This window comes from Nocardia sp. NPDC058658 (genome assembly GCF_042716665.1).
Lineage (GTDB): Bacteria > Actinomycetota > Actinomycetes > Mycobacteriales > Mycobacteriaceae > Nocardia.
Window position 1 is genome coordinate 51,796 of record NZ_JBHXRR010000024.1, and the last position, 24,803, is coordinate 76,598.

At 65.8% G+C, this 24,803-nt stretch carries 14 protein-coding genes; 4 read left to right on the forward strand and 10 right to left on the reverse strand.

The window, feature by feature from the left end; translation table 11 throughout:
• Window positions 1-50: 50 nt before the first annotated feature.
• The 3 genes from ACFWUP_RS26115 to ACFWUP_RS26125 all read right to left on the reverse strand — a co-directional run bounded on the left by ACFWUP_RS26115 (window position 51) and on the right by ACFWUP_RS26125 (window position 15,873).
• Window positions 51-2,102, reverse strand: coding sequence for an MMPL family transporter (locus tag ACFWUP_RS26115; protein WP_379238612.1), 2,052 nt, complete (start codon window positions 2,100-2,102; stop codon window positions 51-53).
• Window positions 2,103-2,167: 65 nt separating this feature from the next.
• A complete protein-coding gene (locus ACFWUP_RS26120) occupies window positions 2,168-7,414 on the reverse strand; it encodes an amino acid adenylation domain-containing protein (protein WP_379238613.1) in 5,247 nt (1,748 codons plus the stop codon).
• Complete coding sequence (locus ACFWUP_RS26125) at window positions 7,411-15,873, reverse strand: SDR family NAD(P)-dependent oxidoreductase (RefSeq protein ID WP_379238614.1); 8,463 nt, start codon at window positions 15,871-15,873, stop codon at window positions 7,411-7,413. Before ACFWUP_RS26125 ends, ACFWUP_RS26120 begins: the two co-directional genes overlap by 4 nt.
• Before the next feature lie 291 nt (window positions 15,874-16,164).
• Between ACFWUP_RS26125 and ACFWUP_RS26130 the strand changes: the two genes are divergently transcribed.
• Complete coding sequence (locus tag ACFWUP_RS26130) at window positions 16,165-16,797, forward strand: SRPBCC family protein (RefSeq protein WP_379238615.1); 633 nt, start codon at window positions 16,165-16,167, stop codon at window positions 16,795-16,797.
• A gap of 29 nt (window positions 16,798-16,826) precedes the next feature.
• Window positions 16,827-18,440 (forward strand): GMC oxidoreductase, encoded by a 1,614-nt coding sequence (locus tag ACFWUP_RS26135; RefSeq protein WP_379238616.1) that lies wholly within the window; start codon window positions 16,827-16,829, stop codon window positions 18,438-18,440.
• Here ACFWUP_RS26135 and ACFWUP_RS26140 read toward each other — a convergent pair.
• Window positions 18,388-19,323 (reverse strand): alpha/beta hydrolase fold domain-containing protein, encoded by a 936-nt coding sequence (locus tag ACFWUP_RS26140; RefSeq protein WP_379238617.1) that lies wholly within the window; start codon window positions 19,321-19,323, stop codon window positions 18,388-18,390. The two genes, ACFWUP_RS26135 and ACFWUP_RS26140, sit on opposite strands and share 53 nt — an antisense overlap.
• Window positions 19,324-19,402: 79 nt before the next feature.
• On the reverse strand, window positions 19,403-19,945 hold the full coding sequence (locus tag ACFWUP_RS26145) for a YaeQ family protein (RefSeq protein WP_379238618.1): 543 nt from the start codon (window positions 19,943-19,945) through the stop codon (window positions 19,403-19,405).
• Between the two features lie 120 nt (window positions 19,946-20,065).
• Between ACFWUP_RS26145 and ACFWUP_RS26150 the strand changes: the two genes are divergently transcribed.
• Together ACFWUP_RS26150 and ACFWUP_RS26155 are read left to right on the forward strand one after the other, a co-directional pair.
• On the forward strand, window positions 20,066-20,668 hold the full coding sequence (locus ACFWUP_RS26150) for a hypothetical protein (RefSeq protein ID WP_379238619.1): 603 nt from the start codon (window positions 20,066-20,068) through the stop codon (window positions 20,666-20,668).
• Window positions 20,669-20,684: 16 nt separating this feature from the next.
• Complete coding sequence (locus ACFWUP_RS26155; RefSeq protein ID WP_379238620.1) at window positions 20,685-20,870, forward strand: hypothetical protein; 186 nt, start codon at window positions 20,685-20,687, stop codon at window positions 20,868-20,870.
• 9 nt (window positions 20,871-20,879) lie between these two features.
• Here ACFWUP_RS26155 and ACFWUP_RS26160 read toward each other — a convergent pair whose 3' ends face one another.
• From ACFWUP_RS26160 to ACFWUP_RS26180, 5 genes are read right to left on the reverse strand one after another with little or no spacing between them, the layout of a single operon-like run.
• Window positions 20,880-21,809 carry an MmcQ/YjbR family DNA-binding protein gene (locus ACFWUP_RS26160; protein WP_379238621.1) on the reverse strand — a complete coding sequence of 310 codons (930 nt, stop codon included), beginning with the start codon at window positions 21,807-21,809 and terminating at the stop codon, window positions 20,880-20,882.
• Window positions 21,796-22,233 (reverse strand): hypothetical protein, encoded by a 438-nt coding sequence (locus ACFWUP_RS26165; protein ID WP_379238622.1) that lies wholly within the window; start codon window positions 22,231-22,233, stop codon window positions 21,796-21,798. The genes ACFWUP_RS26160 and ACFWUP_RS26165 overlap by 14 nt, the downstream gene beginning before the upstream one ends.
• Before the next feature lie 12 nt (window positions 22,234-22,245).
• Window positions 22,246-23,130, reverse strand: coding sequence for a metal ABC transporter permease (locus ACFWUP_RS26170; RefSeq protein WP_379238623.1), 885 nt, complete (start codon window positions 23,128-23,130; stop codon window positions 22,246-22,248).
• A complete protein-coding gene (locus ACFWUP_RS26175) occupies window positions 23,127-23,861 on the reverse strand; it encodes a metal ABC transporter ATP-binding protein (RefSeq protein ID WP_379238624.1) in 735 nt (244 codons plus the stop codon). Before ACFWUP_RS26175 ends, ACFWUP_RS26170 begins: the two co-directional genes overlap by 4 nt.
• Complete coding sequence (locus ACFWUP_RS26180) at window positions 23,858-24,796, reverse strand: metal ABC transporter substrate-binding protein (protein ID WP_379238625.1); 939 nt, start codon at window positions 24,794-24,796, stop codon at window positions 23,858-23,860. Before ACFWUP_RS26180 ends, ACFWUP_RS26175 begins: the two co-directional genes overlap by 4 nt.
• Window positions 24,797-24,803: the final 7 nt, after the last annotated feature.

Consider the following 24,803-nt stretch of genomic DNA (forward strand, 5'->3'; position numbering starts at 1 on the left):
GCGCTCCCCGGTCAACATTTTGCAATCATTGCAATTTCACTCCAAGATTATCACCGCCGCCGTAAGGGTGTCCACCAGTTGGCATTTCCCATCAACTTGACGATGGCCGGGACCAGCAGCATGCGCACGATGGTCGCGTCGATCACGATCGCGATCGCCATACCGAGCGCAGCCACCTTGATCAACGCGACATCCGACAGCGCGGCGGCACCGGTCACGATGACGAACAGCGCTGCCGCCGCCGTGATCACCCGACCCGTCCGCGCGACACCGGAGACAACGGACTCCTCGGTACTCGCGCCCGCATCGTGGGCCTCCACCATCCGCGACATCAAGAAGACCTCGTAGTCGGTGGACAGGCCGAACACCGCCATGGTGACCACGACCAGCGCGGGCAACGGCAACGGCCCCGGTTCGACACCGAGCAGACCCGCACCGTGCCCGTCGACGAAGATCCACGTCAGCACACCGAATGTCGCACCGAGACTGAGCGCGGCCATCGCCACCGCCTTGAGCGGCAGCACAATCGAGCGAAAGCCGAGAAACATCAGCAGCAGGGTGGCAACCAGGATCACCGCGATCGCGAGGGGAATACCACCCACGATCGCGTCGTAGCTGTCGACTCGCTGCGCGTTCATGCCGCCGACCAGCACGGTGGCATCGGCGGGTGCGGGAATTCGCTGCAACGCGCGCACCGTGTTCTCGGCGGCCGGGGTGAAGTCCGGCGCGGTGAGCAACGCCCGGATCAGCACCCGATCATCGACCTCGGCCAGTCGCACAGCCATCCGCACGCCATCGATGCGACCGACTTCGGAGACCAGTTGGGTCACCGCCGAGGCCGACGGAGGCGCGCCCGCCACGCCGCGAACCACGAGGGTGGCACCGTCGGTAGCGTTCGGGAAGTCGGCGGCCACCGTCTCCTGTGCCTGCCTTGCCGGATCGTCGGCAGGTAGCCCGTTGGGGTTCACCCCGCCGGTCACAATCCCGAAGAGGGGCATGCTCATCGCCAGCAACACCGTGACGATCACGACGGTGACCGCGACCGGACGCCGCATCACCCACACCGCAAGTCGACCCCAGAAGCGTTGCGCGCGTTCCTCGCCCCGCTGCGCGGCACCTCGTCGCCACGGCAGCGCGTTGATCCGCTCTCCGAGCAGAGCAAGAGCGGCAGGCAAGGCTGTCAACGACAGAATCGCGGCGATCGAGATCGCGGCGATGGCCCCGTATCCGAGCGAGCGCAACATCGAGATGGGGAAGGCCATCGAACCAGCGAAAGCACACCCGAGCAACAGGGCCGAGAACACGATGGTTCGGCCTGCGGTCTCGATGGTGCGCACAGCCGCGTCGGCGGGAGTTCTTCCCGCACCCAGTTCCTCACGGAACCTGCTGACGACGAACAGGCTGTAATCGATCGCCAACCCCAAACCGATGATCGACGCGATGTTCAGCGAGAACGCACTGACGTCACTGAACAGACTGATCAACCGCAGGGCGCCGAGCGCGCCGAACACCGCGAGACCACCGATGATCACCGGGGCCGCGGCGGCGACCAGCCCGCCGAAGATCACCACCAACAAGATCAGCATCAGCGGGATCGCGACCGATTCGGCAAGTACCACATCGGTTTTCGACTTCGTGTTGTAGGCGGCGGTGAGGGCGGTGTAGCCGGCGAACTCGGTCTGCACACCCGCAACGGTCAACTGGTCGGCCAGATCGGGATAGTGACGCAGCTTGTCGCCGTCGTCGCCTGCTAGCACGACAGTCGCCAAGGCCCGCGTCTGATCCGTGGACCGCAACGCGATCTGCCGCAGACCCTGTGCGCTCCAGAATGATTCGATCGGTGCCGCGAGCAGACCGGGATCCACCTGTGCCAGCTGGGCCGTCACGGTGGGCCCGATATCTGCCAGCGTCTTTCCGGCCGGCACGGTATAGACCACGACGACGTCAGGACGTTGCCCGCCAGGTGTGGCACTGATCAGCTTCTCCGCCTCGGAGGAGCCGCTGGCCGGATCGGCGTAGCCGGCCAGATTGAGATTCTGCAGTACCCCGATCCCCCAGATCCCGCTGAGCACGAAGATCGAGAGCGCAAGCGCCACAACCACTCGCGCATGGTTGGTTGCCCATCTGGCCCATACAGTCATTTCGCCACCTGTTCGTCACACGGTTGTCAGAAGTGGTAAAGGGCGCAGCCGACCTGAACACCGGCACCGACCGCGATGATCACACCGAGATCGCGCGGTCCGGCGGCACCGGTTTCCGCGCAGTGCCGCAACGCGGCCGGAATGGACGAGGTATACAGATCGGGGCCCCCGTCGACGACGTCGACCAGGCGCGCCCGGTCCACCCCGATGCGCTCGGCCACGGCGTCGAGAAACCGTGTGGAGATCTGCGGCGCGAGTACGACATCGATATCGTCGAGCCCGATCGACGCGGTACTCAACAGCGCTCCCAGCGCTTCCTCGATCACCTTCAGGTAGATAGCTTCGACATCGGGATCCTGCTCGAACTCGAGTCCCGTCTCACCACGGACCCTCGTGAAACTGGTGACAGCGCCGAGGTATTCCGGGTGGGCAGCGAAGTGGAACGCACCGAAGCCGGGCCCGTCGGCCGCGCCCGCCACCAGGATCACCGATGAGCCGACATGACGGACACCGCGGCGAGCCGCCGATTCGCTCGGCACCGACGGGTCTGCCTCCGCAGCGACCACCAGTGCCGCGTCGGTCATATCGTTCTCGATCGCGGTGCTCGCCGCGCAGCAGGCTTTCAGGAATCCGGTGCCACCGTCGAACAGATCCAACGCCAATGTCGCGTGGTCGAACGGATCGTCCGGGTCGGCGTTGATCTCCAGCCGATCGGCGACGAATGTTGCGGTGGCCGGTTCGACCAGGTAGTCGTCGCGCAGCGCTCCCGCGTAGATCACCAGTCCGAGATCGTGTGCGGAACGGGAGGATTCTTCGATGCACTGCCGACCGGCGCACGTCGCCAGTTCGACCGAGGTGTCCTCGCCTTCGGGATGGGCGAGCGCGACGGCATCTACCCGGACCCTGATATCGGTGCGCCTCGGTGCAGACACGGCGACGGACTCGCGCCGTTCGCCGCCGCGACGACCTTCACGCACCCGGTCGGGCAGATCGTCGAACGTGTACAACGCCGCGCCGACCGTTTGTCCGGAACCGGTGACCCCGAAGAGGATTCGATCGCCGGATTGCAGGTCGCCGCGGTCGATCAGGTCGTTGACGGCAACGAAGTGCGTCGTCGAGGCCGTGTTGCCCCGATGCTCGAGATTCGAGACGGTGTTGCCGGGATGCGCGGCCTGGCGACCGATGAGCCGATTGATCGTAGCCATCGCGTCGTTGATCGATGCCTGTGAGGTCTGGTGCACGATGATCCGGTCCACCGATTCCGGTTGCCAACCATGACTTTCGAGCATCCGCATGGCGAACGGTACCGACTTGCGCACTGCGACAGCGGTCTGCTCCACGGCCTTGGTCCGCATGATCGCGCCTCCGTGCGGCTGGTCGGTCCGCTTGCCGATGCACAAGTCACTGTATCGACTCAGCGTGCGCAACCTCAGGTCATGGAATCCGATGCCGGCCGAAGCCCCCCGGTGCAGGATCACCGCTGCTCCCGCGTCTCCAACCGTGAGGCAGGCGAGCCGATCGTCGAGGAAGTCGACGATCTCTCGCTGCGCGGTGTCGATGATGTGGGAGACGTACTCACCACTGACCACCATCGCCGTGCGGGCACGGCCGGTGGCCAGGAAGGCATCCGCAATCGCGATGCCGGTGAACATTCCGGCACAGGCGTTGGACACGTCGAAGCTCAGCGCCGCGTGGATGCCCAACCGTGCTCGCAGGCGCGTAGCGGTGTTCGGCTCGAAGATCAGACGTCCGTCCGGACCTTCGTTGTTGGAGATGTTGGTGCAGATCAGCAGATCGATATCGGAAGCCGAATAGACCGAGCCCAAGAGACATTTCACCGCCGCACGCTCGGCGAGGTCGATCGTGAACTCGCCCGGCCCCACGACTCGGCGAGTCGTGATGCCGGTCAGTTGTTCCAGCGGAATCTCGACCGGCCTATCGCATCCGTCGACTATCTCCGAAGTCTTGCGTACGGTCTCAGGAAGGAACACACCCAGGCTTTCGATCACCGTGTTTCCCGCTGTTCGCGGCTGCGCGGCCGGTGTAGGTGCCATCGGCTCTGCGACCGGCGACGGCGCTTCTACCACGGGAGCTGGTAGCGGATGCGGCTCGAGTGCCCCCGCGAGACCGGCCACCGTTCGGTGTCGGAAAACGAGTTCGGGCGTGACCGTGATTCCCAGCTCCCTCGCCCCCGCGCAGATTTGCATGGTCTGGGTGGAGGCGCCGCCGAGCTCGAAATAGTCGTCGAACACGCCGACGGCATCCAGTCCGAGAACCTGCTGCCACAGTCCCGCGAGCACGCGTTCGTGCTCCGTACGCGGTGCCTGATACGCCGAGGCGATGTCAGGCCGGGCGGTGTCGGGCTCCGGCAGCGCGCGGATATCACGCTTACCGGTGGCCGTGGTCGGTATCTGATCGATGCCGACGAACTGTGCCGGGATCATCGCGTCGGGAAGACTGCCGCGCAGAAACGCGCGCAGTGTGGTGGTGCTCGCCGGGTCGGTCGGATCGGTGGCCACCACATAGGCGACCAGTTTCGGCGCGGCGCTGCCCCGGACCACGACCACACAGGCGCGAACCTGTGGATGCGCCTGTAGTGCGCCCTCGATCTCGCCCAGTTCTATCCGCACGCCGCGGATCTTCACCTGGTCGTCCGCGCGGCCGAGATATTCGATCTCGCCGTTGGCACGATAGCGGGCCAGGTCGCCGGTGCGATACACCAGACCGTGCGGATAGGCGAGCGCGTGGTTCTCGCGCGGTCGACCCGCATCGATGAATCGCGCCGATGTCAGCTCGGGCCGGTTCAGATATCCTGCGGCAACACCGATTCCACCGATGTACAGCTCGCCGACGACGCCGACAGGAACCGGATTCAGATTCCCGTCGACCACATGTATCTGAGTGTTGGCGATCGGCCTGCCGATCGGGATGATCGGATCGACATCGCCACGCACGCAATCGAAGTAGGTCACGTCGATGGCGGCCTCCGTCGGACCGTACAAATTGTGTAGCTCGGCGGACAGCGTTGCGAACAGCGTGTCACGCAACTCGGCGGTCAACGCCTCGCCGCTGGTGACGACTGTGCGCAGACTCGTGCAGCGGCCCGCGCCCGGATCGGTGAGAAACGCGCCGAGCATCGACGGTACGAAGTGACTGACGGTGACCTGGTACCGGGTGATCACGTCGACGAGGTAGCCGCTGTCACGATGACGCTCCGGTTCGGCGACCACGACGCGCGCCCCCGCGAGCAATGGCCAGAACAACTCCCATACCGAGACATCGAAGTTCGCCGGCGTCTTGTGCAGTACCACATCCCGTTCACTCAGCGGATATGCCCGCTGCATCCACAGCAGACGATTGCTGATGCCGCGGTGGGTGTTCACCGCACCCTTGGGTCGGCCCGTCGTACCGGACGTGAACATGATGTACGCCGCGGAGTCCGGCGACACGGAGTCGGTGGGCGGGACGAACTCCTGCACCGTTCCCGGTTCGTCGACAAGCACCGTGATCGCGCCGGTGGGTAGCCGGTGCCGCAATCGCGAATCGGTGATCCATACGACGACGTCGGCTTCCGCACCGATCGCTCGTAACCGCTGGGACGGGTGCGTCGGGTCGACCGGTAAGAACGCGCCACCCGCCGACAGCACCGCCAGTGCGCTCACCACCGACATCTCGGACCGCTCGATCGCGATGCCGACTACATCACCTGGTCGTGCACCCGCGGCATGCAGCCGAGCCGCCAGCACCATCGCACGCTCCCCCACCTCGCGGTAGGTGAGGTCTCGGTCGCGAAAGCTCACCGCGATCGCGGACGGCGTTCGCTGTATCTGCGCGGTGACCAGATCGAGGAGCCTCGACTCGCGAAAGTCGGGAACAGCGGTGTCGTTCCAGCGCACGCGCTGCATGACCTCCGCGTCGGTCAGCAAGGGGACCTGCCCGATCGACTGCGCCGGATCGGTGACGACCGCGCGCAGAAAGTGGCGCAGATGCGCCGCGAAGCGGTCGATCATCGCAGCGTCGAACAGATCCCTGTTGTACTGCAGAATCGACGACAGCGTGTCCTCGCGCTCGGCGATCATCAGCATCAGATCGACCGGCGCGCCACCCTGCCGCAACGACAGTGGCTCGAAGTCCGCTTCGGAGACGACCGCGCCCGCGGCGGACGACATGGTGAGCCGCGAAGTCTCCCAGGCGAAAAACACTTGGAACAAGGGCGAGAACGCCGGATCCCGGGCGGGAACAAGCTCCTCGGCGAGCAACGCGAACGGAAGCTCCTGGTGCGCTATCGCTTCCAGCACCGAGATGCGGGTGCGCTCCAGCAGTGTCGCGAACGAGGGGTTGTCGGTGAGATCGGTGCGCAGCGCTACCGAGTTCACGAAGTAGCCGACGATATTCTCCGACCCCGGCATCCCCCGGCCCGCGACCGGCGAGCCGACGATGATGTCGTCCTGGCCCGAATATCGGTGCAGTACCGCGATATACGCGGCCAACAGCACCACCTGCAGCGTGACACCGTGTGCCCTGGCGATCTCGCGAAGTGCCGTGGTCTGGTCCGCGTCGATCTCGAAGCTGTGTTCGGCACCGTTGAACGTCTGTGTCACCGGACGTGGCCGAGTGGCGGGAAGAGCCAGGGTCGGCAACTCGCCCGCGAGGCGCTCGCGCCAGTATTTCCACAATTGCTCGCCGTGTTCACCGGCGAGTAATTCCGACTGCCACTGCACATAGTCGGCATATCGTGCCCCGACCGCCGGCAATGGCGCCGACGGGTCGCGGTAGAGCTGCGCCAATTCGGTGAGCACGATATCCAAGGACCAGAAGTCGACCACCACGTGCGCCACGGTGAGCACGAGCAAATGCTCGTCGGCCCCCCGACGCAGGATGGTGACCCCAAGAATCGGCCCGTCCCGCAGATCTATTCGCGCCGCGAGCTCGGCATCGAGCCAAGCGTCAACGCGCTCCGACGTCCAGTCCGTGGCATCCAGCGAACGAACCGGGACGGCCGTCTCCGGGTTCGGGACGGCCACGGGTTTACCCGCGACCTCGCGAAACGTCGTGCCGAGCAGTTCATGTCGGCGCACCAGGATCGAGAGAGCGGACCGCAGCCGGGTGTCATCGATCGGCACGCTGGAGCGTCCGAGGTAGAGCAGGTTATAGGAGGCGCTGTCGGGGGCGAGCACGGAATGCAGCCACAATCCTCGCTCACCGTGCGAGAGTTCGCGCTCGGCCCTTGCCCGCAGCAATCGTTCGAGCAGCTGCCGTTTGTCGTCGATCACGAGCCTTCTCCTTCGCCGGCGAGGACGTCGGCCAGTAATTGTTCGACCTCGTGGTCGGACAATGCGTCCAGGTCGGCCAAGAGCTCGACCGCGCGTCGGTCATCTATCCCGATATCCGCGTCGGCGGGGACGTGACCTCGCGCCGCCGACACCGTCGGTTCACGGTCGAGCGCACTCAGCAGCCAGCCGGCGAACTCGGTGACACTCGGACCTTCCAGGAGCTTCACCACCGGCACCGTGACCGGAAGGTCACGCTCGATCCGCGTACGCAGCTCCATCGCGCCGATCGAGTCCAGGCCCAGATAGCGCAGCGGACGGTCCCGATCGAAGGTCTCGGCATCGGCGCCGAGGCGGCGAGCGATCACCTCGGCCAAGTAGTCCTCCACCACGGCACCACGCTCGTGCTCATCGGTTGTCCGTAGACGTTCGAGTACCGCGCTCGGCGAACCGGCCGGCGCCCCCGCGTCGATCGGCAGCAGTTCCGCGAACCGTGGCAGATCGGCGAGTTCGGCGGGCAGCGCGCCGTCGATGGGGAGGACGATCGTCTGAACCGGGTCGGTCACCATGATCCGCTCCAGGACCGACAGACCATCCGCCGCTGCGATCGTGCCGAGGCCGACCGCGCTGACATGTGCGACGCGCTGTTCTGTCCCAGCGAGCCCGATCTCGCGCCACGGCCCCCAGGCGATGCTGGTGGCAGGCAGTCCGCTACCGCGGCGATGGGTGGCCAGCGCGTCGAGGAACGCGTTGGCCCCGGCGTAGTTGCTCTGTCCCGGCGCACCGAGCACACCCGACGCCGAGGAGAAAAAGACCATGAAGTCCAGCTCAAGGTGTCGCGTCGCGGTGTGTAGGTGCCACGCCCCTGCGGCTTTCGGCAGGAGCACCGCTGCCAGCGAATTCGCGTCCTGCCGGTCGATGATCGCATCCGCCAGCGTGCCCGCGGCATGTACGACACCGCGCAACGGCGGCCCGCTCCCGTCGATCCGCGCCACCATCGCATCCACCTGGTCAGCCCGGCTGACATCGGTGATGCTGGTAACGACCCGGGCGCCGGCTGCACGGATTCGCGCTATCGCAGCCCCTGCCTCCGGCCCTGGACCCCGCCTGCCCGCGAGCACCAGGTGCCTGGCGCCCTGTGCGACCAGGGACTCGGCGACCGCGATGCCGAGGGCACCGAATCCACCGGTCACCAGGTATTGCCCGTCGTGCTCCAACCGCGGAGTGTCAGCCAGGATCTCCGGCTCGGTTTCAGCGGTGAGGACTACCTTGCCGATGTGTCCCGCAGTCGCCATCAATCGAAACGCCTCTTCCGCCTGTGACAGCGGGAAGGTCGTGGTCGGCAACGGCGCCAGCTCCCCTGCCCCGACGAGGTGCACGACCTCGCGCAGCACGGCGCCCACCGCGGCCGGCCGCTCGACGGCCATGGCCGCGACGTCCACAGTGAAGTGCGCGATGTTGCGCCGCAACTGCCACAGATCGATCGAACGCTTCTCCACGACATCACGTTTGCCGATTTCGACGAAGCGCCCGTAGGGAGCCAGAACCTCGAGGCCCTTTCGGATCGCGATGCCCGACAGCGAATTCACAATCACGTCGACGCCTACCCCGGCGGTGTCGCGGCGGATCTCCTCGGCGAAGTCCACTGTGCGCGAGTCCATCACATGCTCGATGCCGAGTTCACGCAGATACTCACGCTTGGCCGGGCTGCCTGCGGTCGCGTAGATCTCGGCTCCGATCCGCCGCGCCAGTGCGATCGCCGCGAGTCCGACTCCGCCTGTCGCGGCGTGGATGAGCACCCGCTCACCCGCTCGGAGCTGGGCCAGGTTGCAGAGTGCGTGATACGCCGTGACGAAGGCGATCGGCACGCTCGACGCGGCGACCGGATCCAGCGAATCAGGAATGGGGACAACAAGTTCGGCGGACGTCGTGACAAACGCGCCGAATGCGGGAGACGCGATCGCCGCGACCACGTCACCGCAGGCCACCTCGTCGACACCGGGCCCCACCGCACACACCGTGCCGACACATTCGCCGCCGAGCTGGATGCGCGTGTCGTCCTCCGGCGGAATGAGCCCGACCGCGACAGCGACGTCATGGAAGTTCAAACCCGCGGCGGATATCTCGATCTCCACCTCTCCCGCAGCAGGTGCACGGCGCTGCGCCTGACCCAACACCAAGTCCTCGAGCAAACCCGGGGTCTGCTGGGACAGCGCGAATCCCTCGCCGAGCCGAGCGGTTCTCCGGATCGGACCCGGCGGCGACACGCGGCACAGCCGGGCCACGAAGCGGGTCCGCGAGCGCAACGCCAATTCGGTTTCGCTCCCGCCCGATCCCAGTTCCCGCCACAGCGCGTCGATTTCGGCCTCGTCCGTCGACTCGCTCAGATCGATCCTGGTGCAGCGCAGTTCCGGCAGCTCGTGCTCGATCGTTCGGCCGACTCCCCAGCAGGTCGCGGCGGCGACACCACCGATCGACACCCGGTCGGCAACCTCGACGGCCTGGCTCGCACGCGTCACAACGAACAGGCGAGGTGCCTCGCCTTTCCAAGGGTGACGACCGAGCGCCTTGGCCAGATACAGCAGGTGCAGCGCGTCGGCATGGGCGGCCTCGGCCGGTCCGCGGTCCTCGTCGGACCCGGTGTAGACGACCCCGATCGGTGCCGTGCCGAAAGCATCGACTCGGTATTCGGTACCGGGGCGGACCACCAGAACCGACTGTCCCTCGGCGATCAACCGTTTCGACACCGCGGACCCGACGCGGCTATCCGCGACGACCACCCAGTGGTGTCGGGTACCGGAGGCCGGCTCAGGCGTCGGTGGCGTCTGCTGCCAGTCCAGCTGATGGAACCAACCGTCCACTCTCGTACTCGACCCGCCGGGGCGCAGGTGCCGAACGCGCAGTTCGGTGCCTTGCGCGACAACCTGGCCGGTCTCCGACAGCAGCTGGAAACTGCCCACCAGGTTGTCCGGGTCCGATTCGGTGTCCGTCGACCGTTCCATATAGCACCATCGAGCTGTGGAGATGTCGTCGAACACTCGCAGCCGCGCCAGCCCGACCGGCAGGAAAACGCTCTCGCCGAGCGCGTCGTCGGTCGTCACCGTCGCCGCGAGCACCTGGAACGCGGCGTCCAGCTGCACGGTGAATCCGGCCACCGCTGGATCGAGTACAGCACCGGCACGCACCGTGTCGCCGGACAAGCGTGCCAGTGCCGCATTGTCACGTCGCCACACCGTCTCGACCCGGCGGAATGCCGGGCCGTAGTTCAGACCCGCGCCGTCGAGCATCCGGTAGAAGTCCGCTGCGTGGATCTGCGCATCCCAGTCATCCGGCGCGCCGGCAGCGCACAGAGCAATCGGGCGCTCCACGCCGGGCTCGAGTGCACGGATCATCCCCTCGGACAGCGACTCCCAGCGGAGTTCGGTTCCATCGCCCGAAGAGCTGGAGACGCGGAAGGTCGCGCCCCCACGGATCTCGCCGACCAGTGACAACTGCCATGTTCGGCGGATGCCGTCCTCGAAGGACAACGGGCCCGCGAACCGCAGGTCGTCCAACTCACATCCCGCGCCGAACCGAGCGGCGACGGTCGCGGCGAGCAGGGCAGCGTGCAACGCGGCAGGCGCGGTCGGCGAGTGCTGGACGCAGTGGTCGCGCAGAAATGACGCCCGATCGAGATCGATGTCCCACTGCCAGAACTCGGTGTCGGCGTGGATCGACGAGGCCAATCGTTGCGATCCATGGCTGTCGACGTGCACGGAAGGCGTGGCGGGCCGATCGCCGTCGATCCAATGCACCGCCCGCTGCCAGGGATACCGAGGCAGCGCGACGAAGGTGCCATCGCCCGCGAGCGATCTCGCTACCGGAACTCCTCGGCAGTAGAGGGCACCAAGGGTAGCGAGCACGGTGGCACGATCCTCGTCCTCCCGAACGCTCGACGGCAGTGCCGTCACCGGTTCGGCCGAATCAGCGCCGACGATGGCGGGGATGAGCACCGGGTGCGGCGATACCTCGACGAATAAATCGAATCCGTCGGCGATCATCCGATCGATGGCAGGCCCGAAAAGTACTGGCTGACGGAGGTTGTCACCCCAATACCCGGCGTCGAATCGTTCGGCGGGGTCGGCCACACCCGAAACGGTCGAATACATCGGGATCTCGGCGACACGTGGCGCGATGTGGGCAGCGGCCGCGACCAGGTCGCCGCGAAGCGGGTCCATCTGGGGTCCGTGTGACGCGACGTCGACGGCAACGGCCCGGCAGAAGACATCCAGGTTCCGTACCGCTTCCAGTACCCGTTGCACTGCGTCGGGTTCGCCCGAGAGCACTGTCGAGCGTGGACCGTTGATCGCCGCGACCGTCACAGGCTCGCCGGTGATCAGCCCGGCCACCTCCGCGGGCGACATCTCGACCACAGCCATCGCACCCGCCCCGGCCACCGTGCGCAGCAGCGCGCTACGGTGCGCGATCACGGTGGCCGCGTCGGCGAGATCGAGTATCCCCGCGACGTGGGCGGCGGCGACCTCACCCATGCTGTGTCCGACGACGGCGTCGGGCACGACGCCCCACGACCGCCACAGCGCGGCGAGAGCGACCTGAACGGCGAAGATCATCGGCTGCACGACATCGACGTCGGAGAGTCGGGAGCGTTCCTCGGTGGCGTGCAATTCGTCGATCGGCGACCATCCGGTGATGTGCCGCAGCTCCCGGTCGCAGCTGATCATCGCGTCCCGGAACACCGGCTCGTCGGCGAAGAGGGCACGACCCATGCCCAGCCATTGCGAACCCTGGCCGGAGAACACGAAGGCGACGCGTGGACGACCACCGTGGTCGGCGCGTCCGACCGAGAGGCCGGAGCGGCCCTCACCGCGCAAGAAGGCTGCCAGATGGTCAGCTGCTTCGTTCGCGGTGGCGGCGACCAACGCGAGCCGATCGTCGCGATGTGTGCGATGCACCGCCGCCGAGTACGCGATATCGGCGAGATTCGCTTCCGCTGCCGACAGCAACGCGTGATACCGCCGCGCCGAGTCGATCAGCGCGGCCCTGTCGTTGGCGCTGACTCGCAGCAATGTCGGACTCTGTACCTCGGAACTCGCGCGGCGCGGCGGCGGGCTGGTCGGCGCGGACAACACGACATGGGCATTGGAACCCCCGAACCCGAACGAACTCACCCCTGCCACGCGGGGGCCGTCCGGCCATGTCTGCACGGCCGTCGCGACCCGCAGACCTGAGCCGAAAGCATCGACGTCCGGGTTGGATTCGCGGTAGTGCAGACTCGGCGGGATCGCGCCGTGGCGCATAGCCAGGGCCACCTTGATCACCCCCGCGATACCCGCCGCGGCTTCGAGGTGGCCGATATTGGACTTCACCGAACCGATCGCGCAGGCAGTGTCGGACGTCCGGCCCGCCGCGAAGACGTCGGCGAGAGCGTTCGCCTCGATCGCGTCGCCGAGCAACGTCCCGGTCCCGTGCGCCTCCACGTACGCGACATCCTCGAGCCGGATTCCCGCATTGCGGTATGCCTGCCGGAGCAACGCCACTTGGGCAGTGCGGCTGGGTGCCATGATCCCGTTCGTCCGACCATCCTGATTGGTGGCACTGCCGCTGATCACCGCATACACCGGCCGCCCGGCCGCCACCGCGCGCGAGAGCGGCTCGACGATGACGACGCCCGCGCCTTCGCTGCGCACATAGCCGTCGGCCGCTGCGTCGAAGGTCTTGCACCGTCCGTCGGCAGCCATGACGCCTGCCTTGTGCATGTTTATCGACACCGACGGTGACAGCAGCAGGTTCACCCCGCCCACCACCGCCATCGTGGCCTCGCCAGAGCGGAGCGTGGCACAGGCATTGTGCAGCGCGACCAACGAGGAGGAGCACGCGGTGTCGACAACCGCGCTGGGCCCGCGGAAATCGAAATGATAGGAGATCCGGTTGGCAGCGACGCTCAGCGCATTACCGGTGCCGGTATAGGCGTCGATCCGATCCTCGGAGGTGTAGAAGAGCCTGCCGTAATCGTTGGTCGAGATGCCGAGAAGCACCGCGACCGGCTGCCCTGCCAGGTCTGTAGTGACGATTCCGGCGTCGTCGAACGCCTCGACGGCGAGCTCGAGCAACAGCCGTTGCTGCGGATCGATGTGTTCGGCCTCGCGCGCCGAGATACCGAAGAAGCCGGCATCGAACGATCGGACATCGCGCAGGAATCCACCCCACCGAACATCCGAGTGCGACCACCGGTCCACGGGGACGGGGCCGATCGCGTCGACACCGTTGCGCAGGAGTTCCCAGTACTCGTCGGGGTTGTCGGCACCGGGGAACCTGCACCCGATGCCGACGATGGCCAGCGGCTCGTCCATCGGACCGTCGATGTGACGGCCGGTCGGGGTGTCCGACGATTCGACGGTGGTGCCGATCGTGCTGTTGGCACACAGATGCTCGGCCAGCTCCGCGATCGTCGGGTACTCGTAGGCGATGGTCGAGCGGAGTTCGACGCCGAATCGGAGGCCGACCGCACCGGCGAGTTTGACCGCGCGCACCGAATCCATGCCGTAGTAGGCGAACGGCTGTCTCGGATCGATCGCATCCTTGTCCACGCCGAGTTCACGCGCGAGATGTGCGACCAGCCAGTCGGCGACAGCGTCCACCCGAAGTCCGGCCCCCGGTGCCGGGGGCGCAGCGGGCGTCGCCGTCGCGAAAGCCCGAGGCGCGGCAGGAGCCCATCGCGCCACAACCTTCAAGGTCGCGGCTTCGAACTTCTCCCGGCAGGCGAAGCGCTGCACTTTTCCGCTCGAGGTGCTCGGCAGACTGTATGCCCGGGTGAGCACCACTGCCGATACAGCGGCCTCGTGCTCTTCGGTGACTGCCATGGCGATCCGTCGGCAGATGTCATCGAAACCGGTGTCGGGCGCGGCGTCCCGGTCGATCTCCTGCACGATGACGAGTCGTTCTTCGGCCTCGTTTTCGACCGAGAACGCCGCGCCCCGCCCCGCCAACAGGACGGAGTCGACTCCGGCAACCGTCCCTTCGATGTCATCGGGATACAGGTTTCGACCACGCAGAATGATCAGATCCTTCAACCGCCCCACGACGAAGAGCTCGTCGTCTCGGACGAAACCCAGGTCACCGGTCCGCAGGTACGGACCGACCTCGTGTACGCCGGGGTCGACGAGTTGCGCTCCGAAGGTGGCCTCGGTTGCCTCGTCATTGCGCCAATATCCGCGCGCAACCGACGGACTCGCGATCCATATCTCACCGACTTCATCTGCGGCGCAAGGCCTTCGGGTCTCCGGATCGACGATGACCAACCGCAGCCCGTTCTGCACCCGACCGCATCCGACCATCTCCGTCGACCCGGCGGAGTCCGGCGTGACCTCGACGATCCGCCGTTGCTGTAGCGCTTGCCGTGACAGCGTGCGCACCAGCGCGCCTTCCGGCCGCGGCGACCCGGTGACCAGCAGCGTCGCCTCAGCCATTCCGTAGACCGGCTGTGCCGCCGCCGGATCGAATCCCGCCGGCGCGAAGGCATCGGCGAACCGTCGCATCGTTTCTGCGCGCACGAACTCGGCGCCGCACAGCGCCGTTCGCCAGCCGCTGAGATCGAGCTGCGAGCGTTCGAGCGGAGTCGTCATAGTGACGCACAGCTCGTGGGCGAAGTTCGGTGCGGTGGTGATGACATCGCGATGACGGGAGATCCGTTCCAGCCAGCGAATCGGTTGCAGCACAAACGACGCGGGCGACATCAACTCGGTACTGACGCCCAGATACACCGAGGCGAGAACCGCACCGACCAGACCCATGTCATGGTGCAGCGGCAGCCAGAAGACACCGGAGATGTCGTTGTCGAAATCGGGTGACCCGAGGGCGCCTCGGATGCTCTCCACGTTGTCGAGGAAGTTCCGGTGCGTGATCATCACGCCCTTCGGATCGCTCGTCGACCCTGAGGTGTATTGCAGCAGTGCCACGTCGTCCGGATCAGCGGCCGGGTACGACGAGGTCGATCGATCGGCAATGCCGGTCAGGGGTAGCGAATCGGACGCGCACCAGCGCAATTGCGCTACAGGGCCGAAGGTTTCGATGGCGGCACGGGTCTCGTGGAGAGCGTGCGACGAGCTCAGCGCGAAGCGGGCTCCGGAGTCGTCGACGATCTTGCCGATCCTCGCGACCTGCTTCTTCCCGACTGGGGAGTACGCGGGGACAGCCACCGCACCGGCCAGCGCGCAACCGAACAATCCCGCGATGAAGTGAAGATGATTCTCGTGCAGGAGCAGCACCCGTTCGCCGCCCGCACCTGCCTCACACAGCCAGTCCGCGACGCCCTGCGCGTGCTCGCGCAGCTCACCGAACGTCCACTGTTCGGCGATCGTCTCGCCGTCGGGTAGGTAGGCGAACGCCACTCTGTCTCGGTGCGATTCCGCCCGATTGAAAAGTAGGTGCGTCAGTGTTGTCTCGACAAGTTCAGCACGGTACATCTAACACGGCCCCCATGAATAACGAAAGCGGTACGCTACTGGTTCGTCGATTTAGACATTCGCGCACGGCATTTACAAAGCGTGGCCGAAAAAGTTGCCTGCGACATTTCGGTTCCCCGTTGAATCCCCCGCCGACTCAGACCAGCCGTGCCCGAGTCTAGCTATGCCGACCGCTTCTTGCAAGCATTGCAAGATTCTGACTTCAGGGGGTACGGTCGCTCAGCCTGGCGTCATCGCCTTTTGAAACATGTTGCAAAACAACTACTTTGAGTTCTCTCATACCAGGGCAAGATGCGCGTAGTCTTCGCACCCGACTCGCGCGCCATCCCCACTCCCGAATGCGATTTTTCGGCCGAGGTAGACGTCTCGTTACGACACAGATGTCATCCTCTGTTCACGGTCGCGGCCCTGACATTTTGTGTATTGACAACGTCGTATCAAACAGTCCGACAGGGGGATAACATGCCAGCGATTATCGAGCATCAGGGAGTCATCGCAGCACCGAAAGACTTCACTTTCGATTTCATCACCGACTACAGGAACGTCCCGAGTTGGATGTTTGGGGTTTCCGAGTTCACCCCGGTCGGTATCCAGGAATCCGGTCCCGGAACGGTCTTCGCCATGACCTTCACCAGCCCGGTGGCCGCGCTGCGCCTGCGGCTGACCGCCGTCGATTGGCGTCCCGGCGAGGTGTTCGACCTACGGTCGCAACACGGACCGGAGGTGACCGCCCGCTTCGCGTTCGCCGCACCGACGACCGACACCACGTTGTTGAGCGTGCGCGTCAGCTATCCGCCGGGCAAGGGACTGACAGGCCGAATCATGGACAAGGTCAACGAGACAATCGTGGGCCGAGCACTGCGACACGTCGAGACCAGCCTCCGCCGAGAAGTGGCTCGCGCGTACACGGCACGAGAGCACTGAGACGATTCGCTACCCCGGAAGGGACGAACATGGATCGACGAACCCTGCTCCGCGCCGGTGCCATCGCCACAATGATCGGTGCGACGAGCACAACCACCATGGCAATGGCCGAAGACAACGCGAGGTATCGCGCCATGGTGCCGGAGATCTTCGAGCCGCTGCCAGATCCGCCGGAACACTGCGCGAACCTCGTGATCGGCTCCGGTTTCGGCGGTGCGGTGACAGCTCTGCGACTCGCCGAGGCCGGCGCACCGGTGACGGTGCTGGAACGTGGTTCGCGCTGGCCCAACGATCCTTGGCGCGACATCTTCACGTCCGAGACGCTGCCGGACGGGCGGGGAATCTGGCACCGGAGGTCGGCGTCCGATGTTATCGGCAATATCACCGGAGTCTCGGTCCCCATGCCGGTCGACGACTTCGGCGGGGTGCTGTGTATCGACAGCTACCCGCATATGCAGGTGCTGCGCGGCGCGGCTGTCGGCGGCGGTTCGGTGGTCTACACCGGCGTCTCCGCGCAGCCCGAGCAGCGATTCTTCGACGCCGTGTTCGCCGGCGTGGTCGACTACCGCGAAATGGCTGCGACCTACTACCCACTTGCCCGAAAGATGCTGCGTGTCAGCGCAATGCCCGATGACATCTACGCCTCACCCGCGTTCGCCCACAGCCGTGCGTGGGACGCCGCGGCTACGAGTGCGGGCTACCACCCGTTACCCGCGGAGTCGACGTGGAACTGGGGAGTCCTGCGGGATGAACTGGCTGGGTGGTCGCGACCGTCGGCGACGATCGGCCGTAGCACCATGGGCAATTCGAACGGGGCGAAATTCGACCTCAACCAGACGTACTTGCGCTACGCCGCCGAAACCGGGCGCGCCCACGTGTACCCAGGCCACCAGGTGACGGCGATCGGCCAGGAACGTGGCGGTCGATTCAGCGTGCAAACCACCAAACTCGCACCCAGCGGACAGACCCTGCGCACCCGGACACTCACCTGTGATCGGTTGTTCCTCGCCGCTGGGTCCATCGGTACATCCGATCTACTCGTCCGCGCCAGAGCAACCGGCACGCTCCGCGATCTGAACGAACACGTCGGTACCGGCTGGGGTTCCAATGGCAATGTCGTCATGATGCCGTGGACACTCGACACCCTCCAGCTGGGCACGCAGGGCGCCGCTGTCGCCAGCCGCCTGCTCGACGAATCCGGTGTTCCGACGGTTCTCGAGAACTTCGCCGTGCCGGGTGTTGCGTTCGATATCGGGTTGCTCGTCGTGATCGGGTTGGTCCTCGACGACACCCGGGGCACGTTCCGCTACGACCCGAGCACCGATCAGGTCATCCTCGACTGGCCCGCAGGCGGCGGAAGTTCCGCGATCGCCGCCGCAGGAGCGGTTGGCCGCAAGGTCGCCGCCGCTGGGAACACGCTACTACCCGCCGACTTCGGTTATGCCGGCGCGTGTTCGCACCCGCTCGGCGGCGCCGTACTCGGTGCCGCCACCGATGGGTACGGCCGCGTTCGTGGCCATCCCGGTCTGTACGTGGTCGACGGTGCCGCAGTACCGGGTAACGCAGGTGTGGCCAACCCATCCCTCACGATCACCGCTCTCGCCGAACGCGCTGTCGCCCAGGTCCTCCGATCGGGTCGTTGAGCCGGGCGAGGTCGGTGCGCAAGCGATCGATGATCCGACGCCTTGCCGAGGCTCCCTCCTCGCTCGGGGTCAGCGGGTACACGTGCACCAGTCCGGGTTCTTCGTGATAGTCGAGGTCGACTCCGGCCGTGCGCGCCTTCGCGGCGAACAGGCGGGCGTCGGGGTTCAGGATGTCGTCGGTGCCGGTGAACACGGTGATCGGGCCCAGCCCGTCGAAGTCGCCGAACAAGGGGCTGACCAGGGGATCTTTCATGGAGATTTCGCCGCTCCACAACCTGCCGAACACCAGGCCGCCGTCGCGACCCAGCCACGGGTCACGCTCGAGGACGGCGTCGATCTCCGGGTTCTCGAGGGTGAGGTCGAGGGCGGGCGAGATCAGGATCGTGCGGGGGACGATATGGCCCGCGTCGCGCAGGTGCAGGGCAGTGGACAGGGCGATCTGACCGCCGGCGGAGTCACCAGCGAGGAAGGTCGGGCCGTGGCGCTCGGCCGCCTGGACCAATTCGGCGACCCGCGGAATCACCTGGGCGGCGGTGCCGAACGGGATCAGCGGATAGATCGGGACCGTCACCACGAGATGTGTCTGCGCGGCGATCCTGGCCGCGAGTTGCCAATGTTGCGAAGCGATTTCGCCGACCCAGCCGCCACCGTGCGCGTAGACGAGCGCGCCCCGGGAGATCCCGTCCGACGGGGTCAGGGTGTACACCGGCCAGCCGCGGTCGTGCGCCACCGAGACCTCGACCCCACGCAGTTTGCGCGGCGGACCATAGGCGACGGGCCGCAACGCACGCTCGCGCACGTGCGCGGTGGCCCGCTCGGCATCGATGTAGGTCCGGTTGCGGCCGGTGACCCGAAGGAATCCCGGAATCACGAACCGACTCATCACACCGGGCACCGCGACCTCCACTCGACGACTCCGGCGCAGTTCACGCCGGTGGATGCCAAGTTACTCCGCGCCCGCCTCAGCCGAGGGGTTGCTCGGTGACGTCGGTGCGCAAGCTGGTGCCGTTGAGATCCAGATAGAGCACCCCTTCAGTGACCGAGAGGGTGGCGGTATTGCGCCGGTCCACCAGTGCCGCCGCCTCGTCGATGAACGCGCGATCGAAACTGAACAGCGGAATCTGCGCCGCATTGTGAATCTTCTTGCCCGCATACTGCGCGAGCACCTTCGCCGGATCCCGATGGGTATAAACCACCGCCCGACCAGCGAGTTTGCTCCCCCGATGAATCCGATCCGCGTCCGGCGCCCCCACCTCGATCCACGCGGTGGTCCGCCCCGTCATATCCCGCACCTGCACCGCGGGCTCATCGGTAGCCGAAATCCCCCCGTCACTGAACACAATCCCCTCCTCGTACTGCAAGCAGTACGCGAGGATCCGCGTGACCATGTACTCCGCCGTCTCCGAAGGATGCCGAGCCACCCGCAATTCCAGATCCTCGTACACCCCCCGATCCACATCGGCGAGCTGAATAGCGAAGTTGTGCAGTGTTGCGCTGAGTGCCATAGGAGTTGTGAGCCTACCGGTCGCGGCGGGTACACCGGTCGCCACCAGCAGCGTCACGCCGTATTCGATTGATAGCCAAATGGTTTGACTTACGCTCAAGGCTGACCATAGTGTGCGCGAGTGCCCCGTAGCCACTCCCGCGCGCTCGACCGGTGGAACCAGAGTCGACGCGGCTCGCTCGACAGCCTGGAGTCTGTCCATAGCACCGTGACCGGCGGTAGACGTGGCCGCCAATACGCGACCGAGCAGCTGAATCTGGCCCTGTTCGTCAGCCTCGCAGCCGAGTTTCAAGGCTACTGTCGCGACCTACACGATGACGCAGCTTTCGCATTCACCGATCGGATCGGCAGTGAAAGCGACCGCTGGACTGATGTCGTGCGTAGCGCACTGGTGCGCGGACGCAAACTCGACCAAGGGAACGCGCACCCCAGCTCCCTGGGCAGCGACTTCCAGATCCTTGGCCTCGATCTCTGGCGCCGGGTGCACGTCGCGTACCCGAATCGCGGAAAGAAGTGGAACGAATCGTTGACGGCTCTCAACATCGCCCGCAACGCGATCGCACACCGCAACGACGCGCAACTCGCGGCCGTCAAAGCCGCGCAACCACTGAACTTGGCTTCCTTCCGTCGGTGGCGGCGTTCCCTCGACGGCGCAGCGACTGGTTTCGATAACGTCGTCGGGGCATACTTGACAGAGACAATCGGCGCAAGCTGGCGGACCTAAGAAGGTGGTGACCACAATGGGCAAGCACAAGAACAGCTCGGTCAAGCCCGGGGATCGCGTTCGCGTCCGTTTCGGCGGGGAAATCGTCGATGCGATGGTGACCAGTGTGTGGCTGGACCGCATCCACGTCACCTTCAGCTTCGAAGGGTCAGACGAGCCAGTCGACGGCCTCTACCTCGAGAGCGAGCTACTCGCGGCCTGAGTCAGTCGGCTACGGATTGTCGAGCAGCTCTCGCGGAGCAGCTCGGCTCCAGGAGTCGGTGATGATCGCTTCCAACTCCTCGTGGTCGTCGAGGGCGGACAGCCGGACGCGGACCCAGGGGTTGCCTGCTTCGTGCGGGGCGATCCAGAATTTCGCGGGCTCGGCGAGCACCAGCTCATCGCGGTCGACGATAGGGCAGCGCACCGCCATCGAGGTCTCTTCCTCCGGCAACGTGAGGAACAGCTTGCCCGCCACCTTGAAAATCGGCATGCCCCAGGCGAATTGCTCTGCGGTCTGCGGTAGCGCGAGCACGAAGGCGCGGACGTCATCCCCGGTGACATTCATGTCTACATCCTGGCAGCAGGTACCGACACGAACAGTGCCTAACTGTCGCTCAGAAGGCGAAGGTTCCGCCCCTCGATCTTCCAGTCTCGACTGAATACCCACTTCAAGGTTGATCTCTGACCGAAAAGGACCCGGGCTCCGCTGCCGCCGACGAAGACGTCTCCGGACGGTAGGCAGAAGTTCCAAAGTTCGTGGGTGTCCGGTTCCTCCTTGCCGGTGAACGATTTCGACGACATTGCCGGAGTAACTGGGGAACAGGTGGAGGCGGAGCTCGTCGAAGAGGAAAGTGATCTCGCCTCCGTGGGAGATCGGGGTGATCGCCGTCAGCGAGCGTCCGTCGAGGATCTGGATGGTATCGGCGATGTATTCGTGCGGGTCTTCACAGGCGAGAACGACCTGCTCATCGGTCTCGATGCGCCAATCCGCGCTGCCGACCAGTAGAGCTGTCGACTCGACCAGCGAGGTCGGCTCCACACTGTCGTCCCGACCGAAACGTACCGAAAACATGCTGCCGAGTAGCCATTTCGTGCCCCAGGACTGCGTGACCACTGCGCGCATAATGGCCGCTGGAACGTCGAGCTCAGTACTGTTCAACGCCCCAACCTCCCCGCACACCCACACGCAGCGCGCGCCGACCGCCGAGCGTGAACGACCAGGACGGCAGGTCTCCATCAGGCCCTCGGACCGCGGTCGGGAAGATTCGAAGTGCGTACTCGCCGAATCGGAATGTGGTGTCCCAGCTCGGGCGGCGCGCCTCGAACGCCCGGAATTCACACCCGTCCAGGATCGGAACGGTATCGCGGATGAACCAGGGCGCGTCGCCTCCCGCGACCAGGGGCCCCGAGTCCCCATCGATTCGCCATGACCGAGTTCCCACACTCAGGACGGGCCCGTAATGCGTGACCTCACCGCGGCGGAACAACTGCAGACGGAGCATGCCGCTGTCGAGGAGCCGAGGCTCGCCGATCTCGCCGCCGAGGAACGGTATGACCAGGGCGTCTATCGAATCTTCGAGCATCGGATCGGAACGCTAGTCGACGGCGCCGAGGGTGGCGACTGTCTTTCGGGCGCGGGAGGCGGTGATTCGGCGGCCGATCACTCCGTGGCGGGGGGCGAAGAGGTAGACGAAGGTGAAGGCGATGCCTTGGGTGACTACGACCATGCCGCCGGCGGCGGTGTCGAGGTGGTAGCTGATGTAGAGGCCGGTGACTGCGCACAGGACCGAGATGGTGGGGGCGATGATCAGCATGCGGGAGAAGCGGTCGGTGAGTAGGTAGGCGGTGGCGCCGGGGATGATGAGCATGGCTACTACCAGGACCACGCCGACAGCTTGTAGGGCAACGACCGAGGTCAGGGCGAGTAAGGCCAGTAGGGCGGTGCCGAGGATGCGGGGGTTGAGGCCGATGGCGTGGGCGTGGGTGGCGTCGAAGGCGTAGAGGGTGAAGTCGCGTCGCTTCAGGATCAGCGCAACCAAAACGATCGCGGCCAGGATCATGATCTGGATCATCTCACCGCGGCTCACCCCGAGCAGATTGCCGAAAACGATGTGGTTCAAGTCGGTTTGGCTCGGCGTCACCGATACGAGTACTAGACCGAACGCGAACAACGTGGTGAACACGATGCCGATCGCCGCGTCCTCTTTCACGCGACTCGTATCGCGCACCACCCCGATCAGCGCGACCGCGAGGAACCCGAAGATCACCGCGCCGACGGCGAACGGCCAGCCGACGATGTAGGCCAGCACCACCCCGGGCAGCACCGCGTGCGACACCGCGTCCCCCATCAGCGACCAGCCGATCAGCACCAGCCAGCACGACAGCACCGCGCACACCACGGCCGCCGTGACCGTGGTGGCCAGCGCGCGCACCATGAATTCGTAGCGCAGCGGGTCGACGAAGAATTCCTCGAAGCTCATCGGTCTTCCTCTACATCCAGGCCGAAGGCCTTGGCCAGGTTCTCCGGCCGCAACACCACCGAGGGGTCGCCGTGTTCGAGCACCCGCCGGTTCAAAAGCACTGCCTCATCAGCCAATTGGGGCAGAGCATGGAGGTCGTGCGTAGACACGAGGATGGTGGCACCGTCGGTGGCGAGCTCGCGCAGCAAGGCGGTGATGGTCGCCTCGGACCGCTTGTCGACACCGGCGAACGGCTCGTCGAGCAGCAGGATCGTGGCCTCCTGGGCGATGCCGCGGGCGACGAACGTGCGCTTCTTCTGACCACCCGAGAGCTGACCGATCTGCCGGTCGGCGAGGTCGGTGAGATCGACACGGGCCAGCGCCTCCTCGACGGCGGCGCGGTCGGCCTTGCTCGCCCGGCGGGTGAACCCCATTTTCCCGTAGCGCCCGGTCATCACCACATCGCGCACCGACAGCGGAAAACTCCAGTCCACGTCCTCGGACTGCGGCACGTATCCGAGGCTGCCCGCCTTGCGCGCGGCAGCCGGGGCGCGACCGTTGATCAGCACCCGGCCCCGATCGGGTGTGACCAGACCCATCACGGCTTTGAACAGTGTCGATTTGCCCGAGCCGTTCATCCCGATCAGCCCGCACACCCGACCCGATTTCAACGTCAGTTCGACATTGTCGAGCGCGAGCACATCACCGTAATAGACTGTCACGTCCTGGATTTCGACAACAGGCGCGGTCATTTCAAAGCTCCGGCAAGTCCGGTCGCGATGGTCTTCGCATCGTGGCGGATCAGGTCCAGGTAGGTCGGGACGGGCCCGTCGGCTTCGGACAGTGAATCGACGTAGAGCACCCCGCCGAACCGCGATCCCGACGCCTCGACCACCCGCTGCATCGGCGCGTCCGACACCGTCGATTCGCAGAACACGGCGGGCACACCGCGCTGGCGGACGAAGTCGATGGTCGAGCCGATCTGCTGCGGGGTGGCCTGCTGCTCGGCGTTGACCGGCCAGATGTATTTCTCCGTCAGACCGGCGTCGCGCGCGAGGTAGGAGAACGCGCCCTCGCAGGTGACCAGGGCGCGCTGGTCGGCGGGCAGGGTGTTCACCGCGGCGACGAGGTCGTCGCGGACGGCGCCGAGCTGGGTTTTGTAGGCGTCGCCGTTGGCACGGTAGGCGTCGGCGTGGTCGGGGTCGAGGTCGGTGAACGCGCGGACCATGTTGTCGACGTAGATCTGCGCGTTCACCGGCGACATCCAGGCGTGCGGATTGGGCTTGCCCCGGTAGGCGTCCTCGCTGATGTCCATCGGCGCCACACCCTCACTGACCACCGCGTGCGGCACATCGAGATCGGCGACGAACTGGTTGAACCAGGCCTCGAGGTTGAGCCCGTTGTCCAGGATCAGGTCGGCCTTGGCGGCCTTCTTGATGTCGCCGGGCGTCGGTTCGTAACCGTGAATCTCCGCCCCCACCTTCGTGATCGACTCGACTCGAAGGTGCTCGCCCGCCACATTCCGCGCCATATCGGCGAGCACAGTGAAGGTGGTGAGGACTACTTTCTTTCCGTCGTCATCGGAAGTGATCCCCCCGCACGCGGTGAGCGCGAACGCCATGACACTCAGAACACCTGCCGCGAGCACCCGGCGTCGCACCGGCGAACGGTAGAACCCAACCTTCATCCCAGAA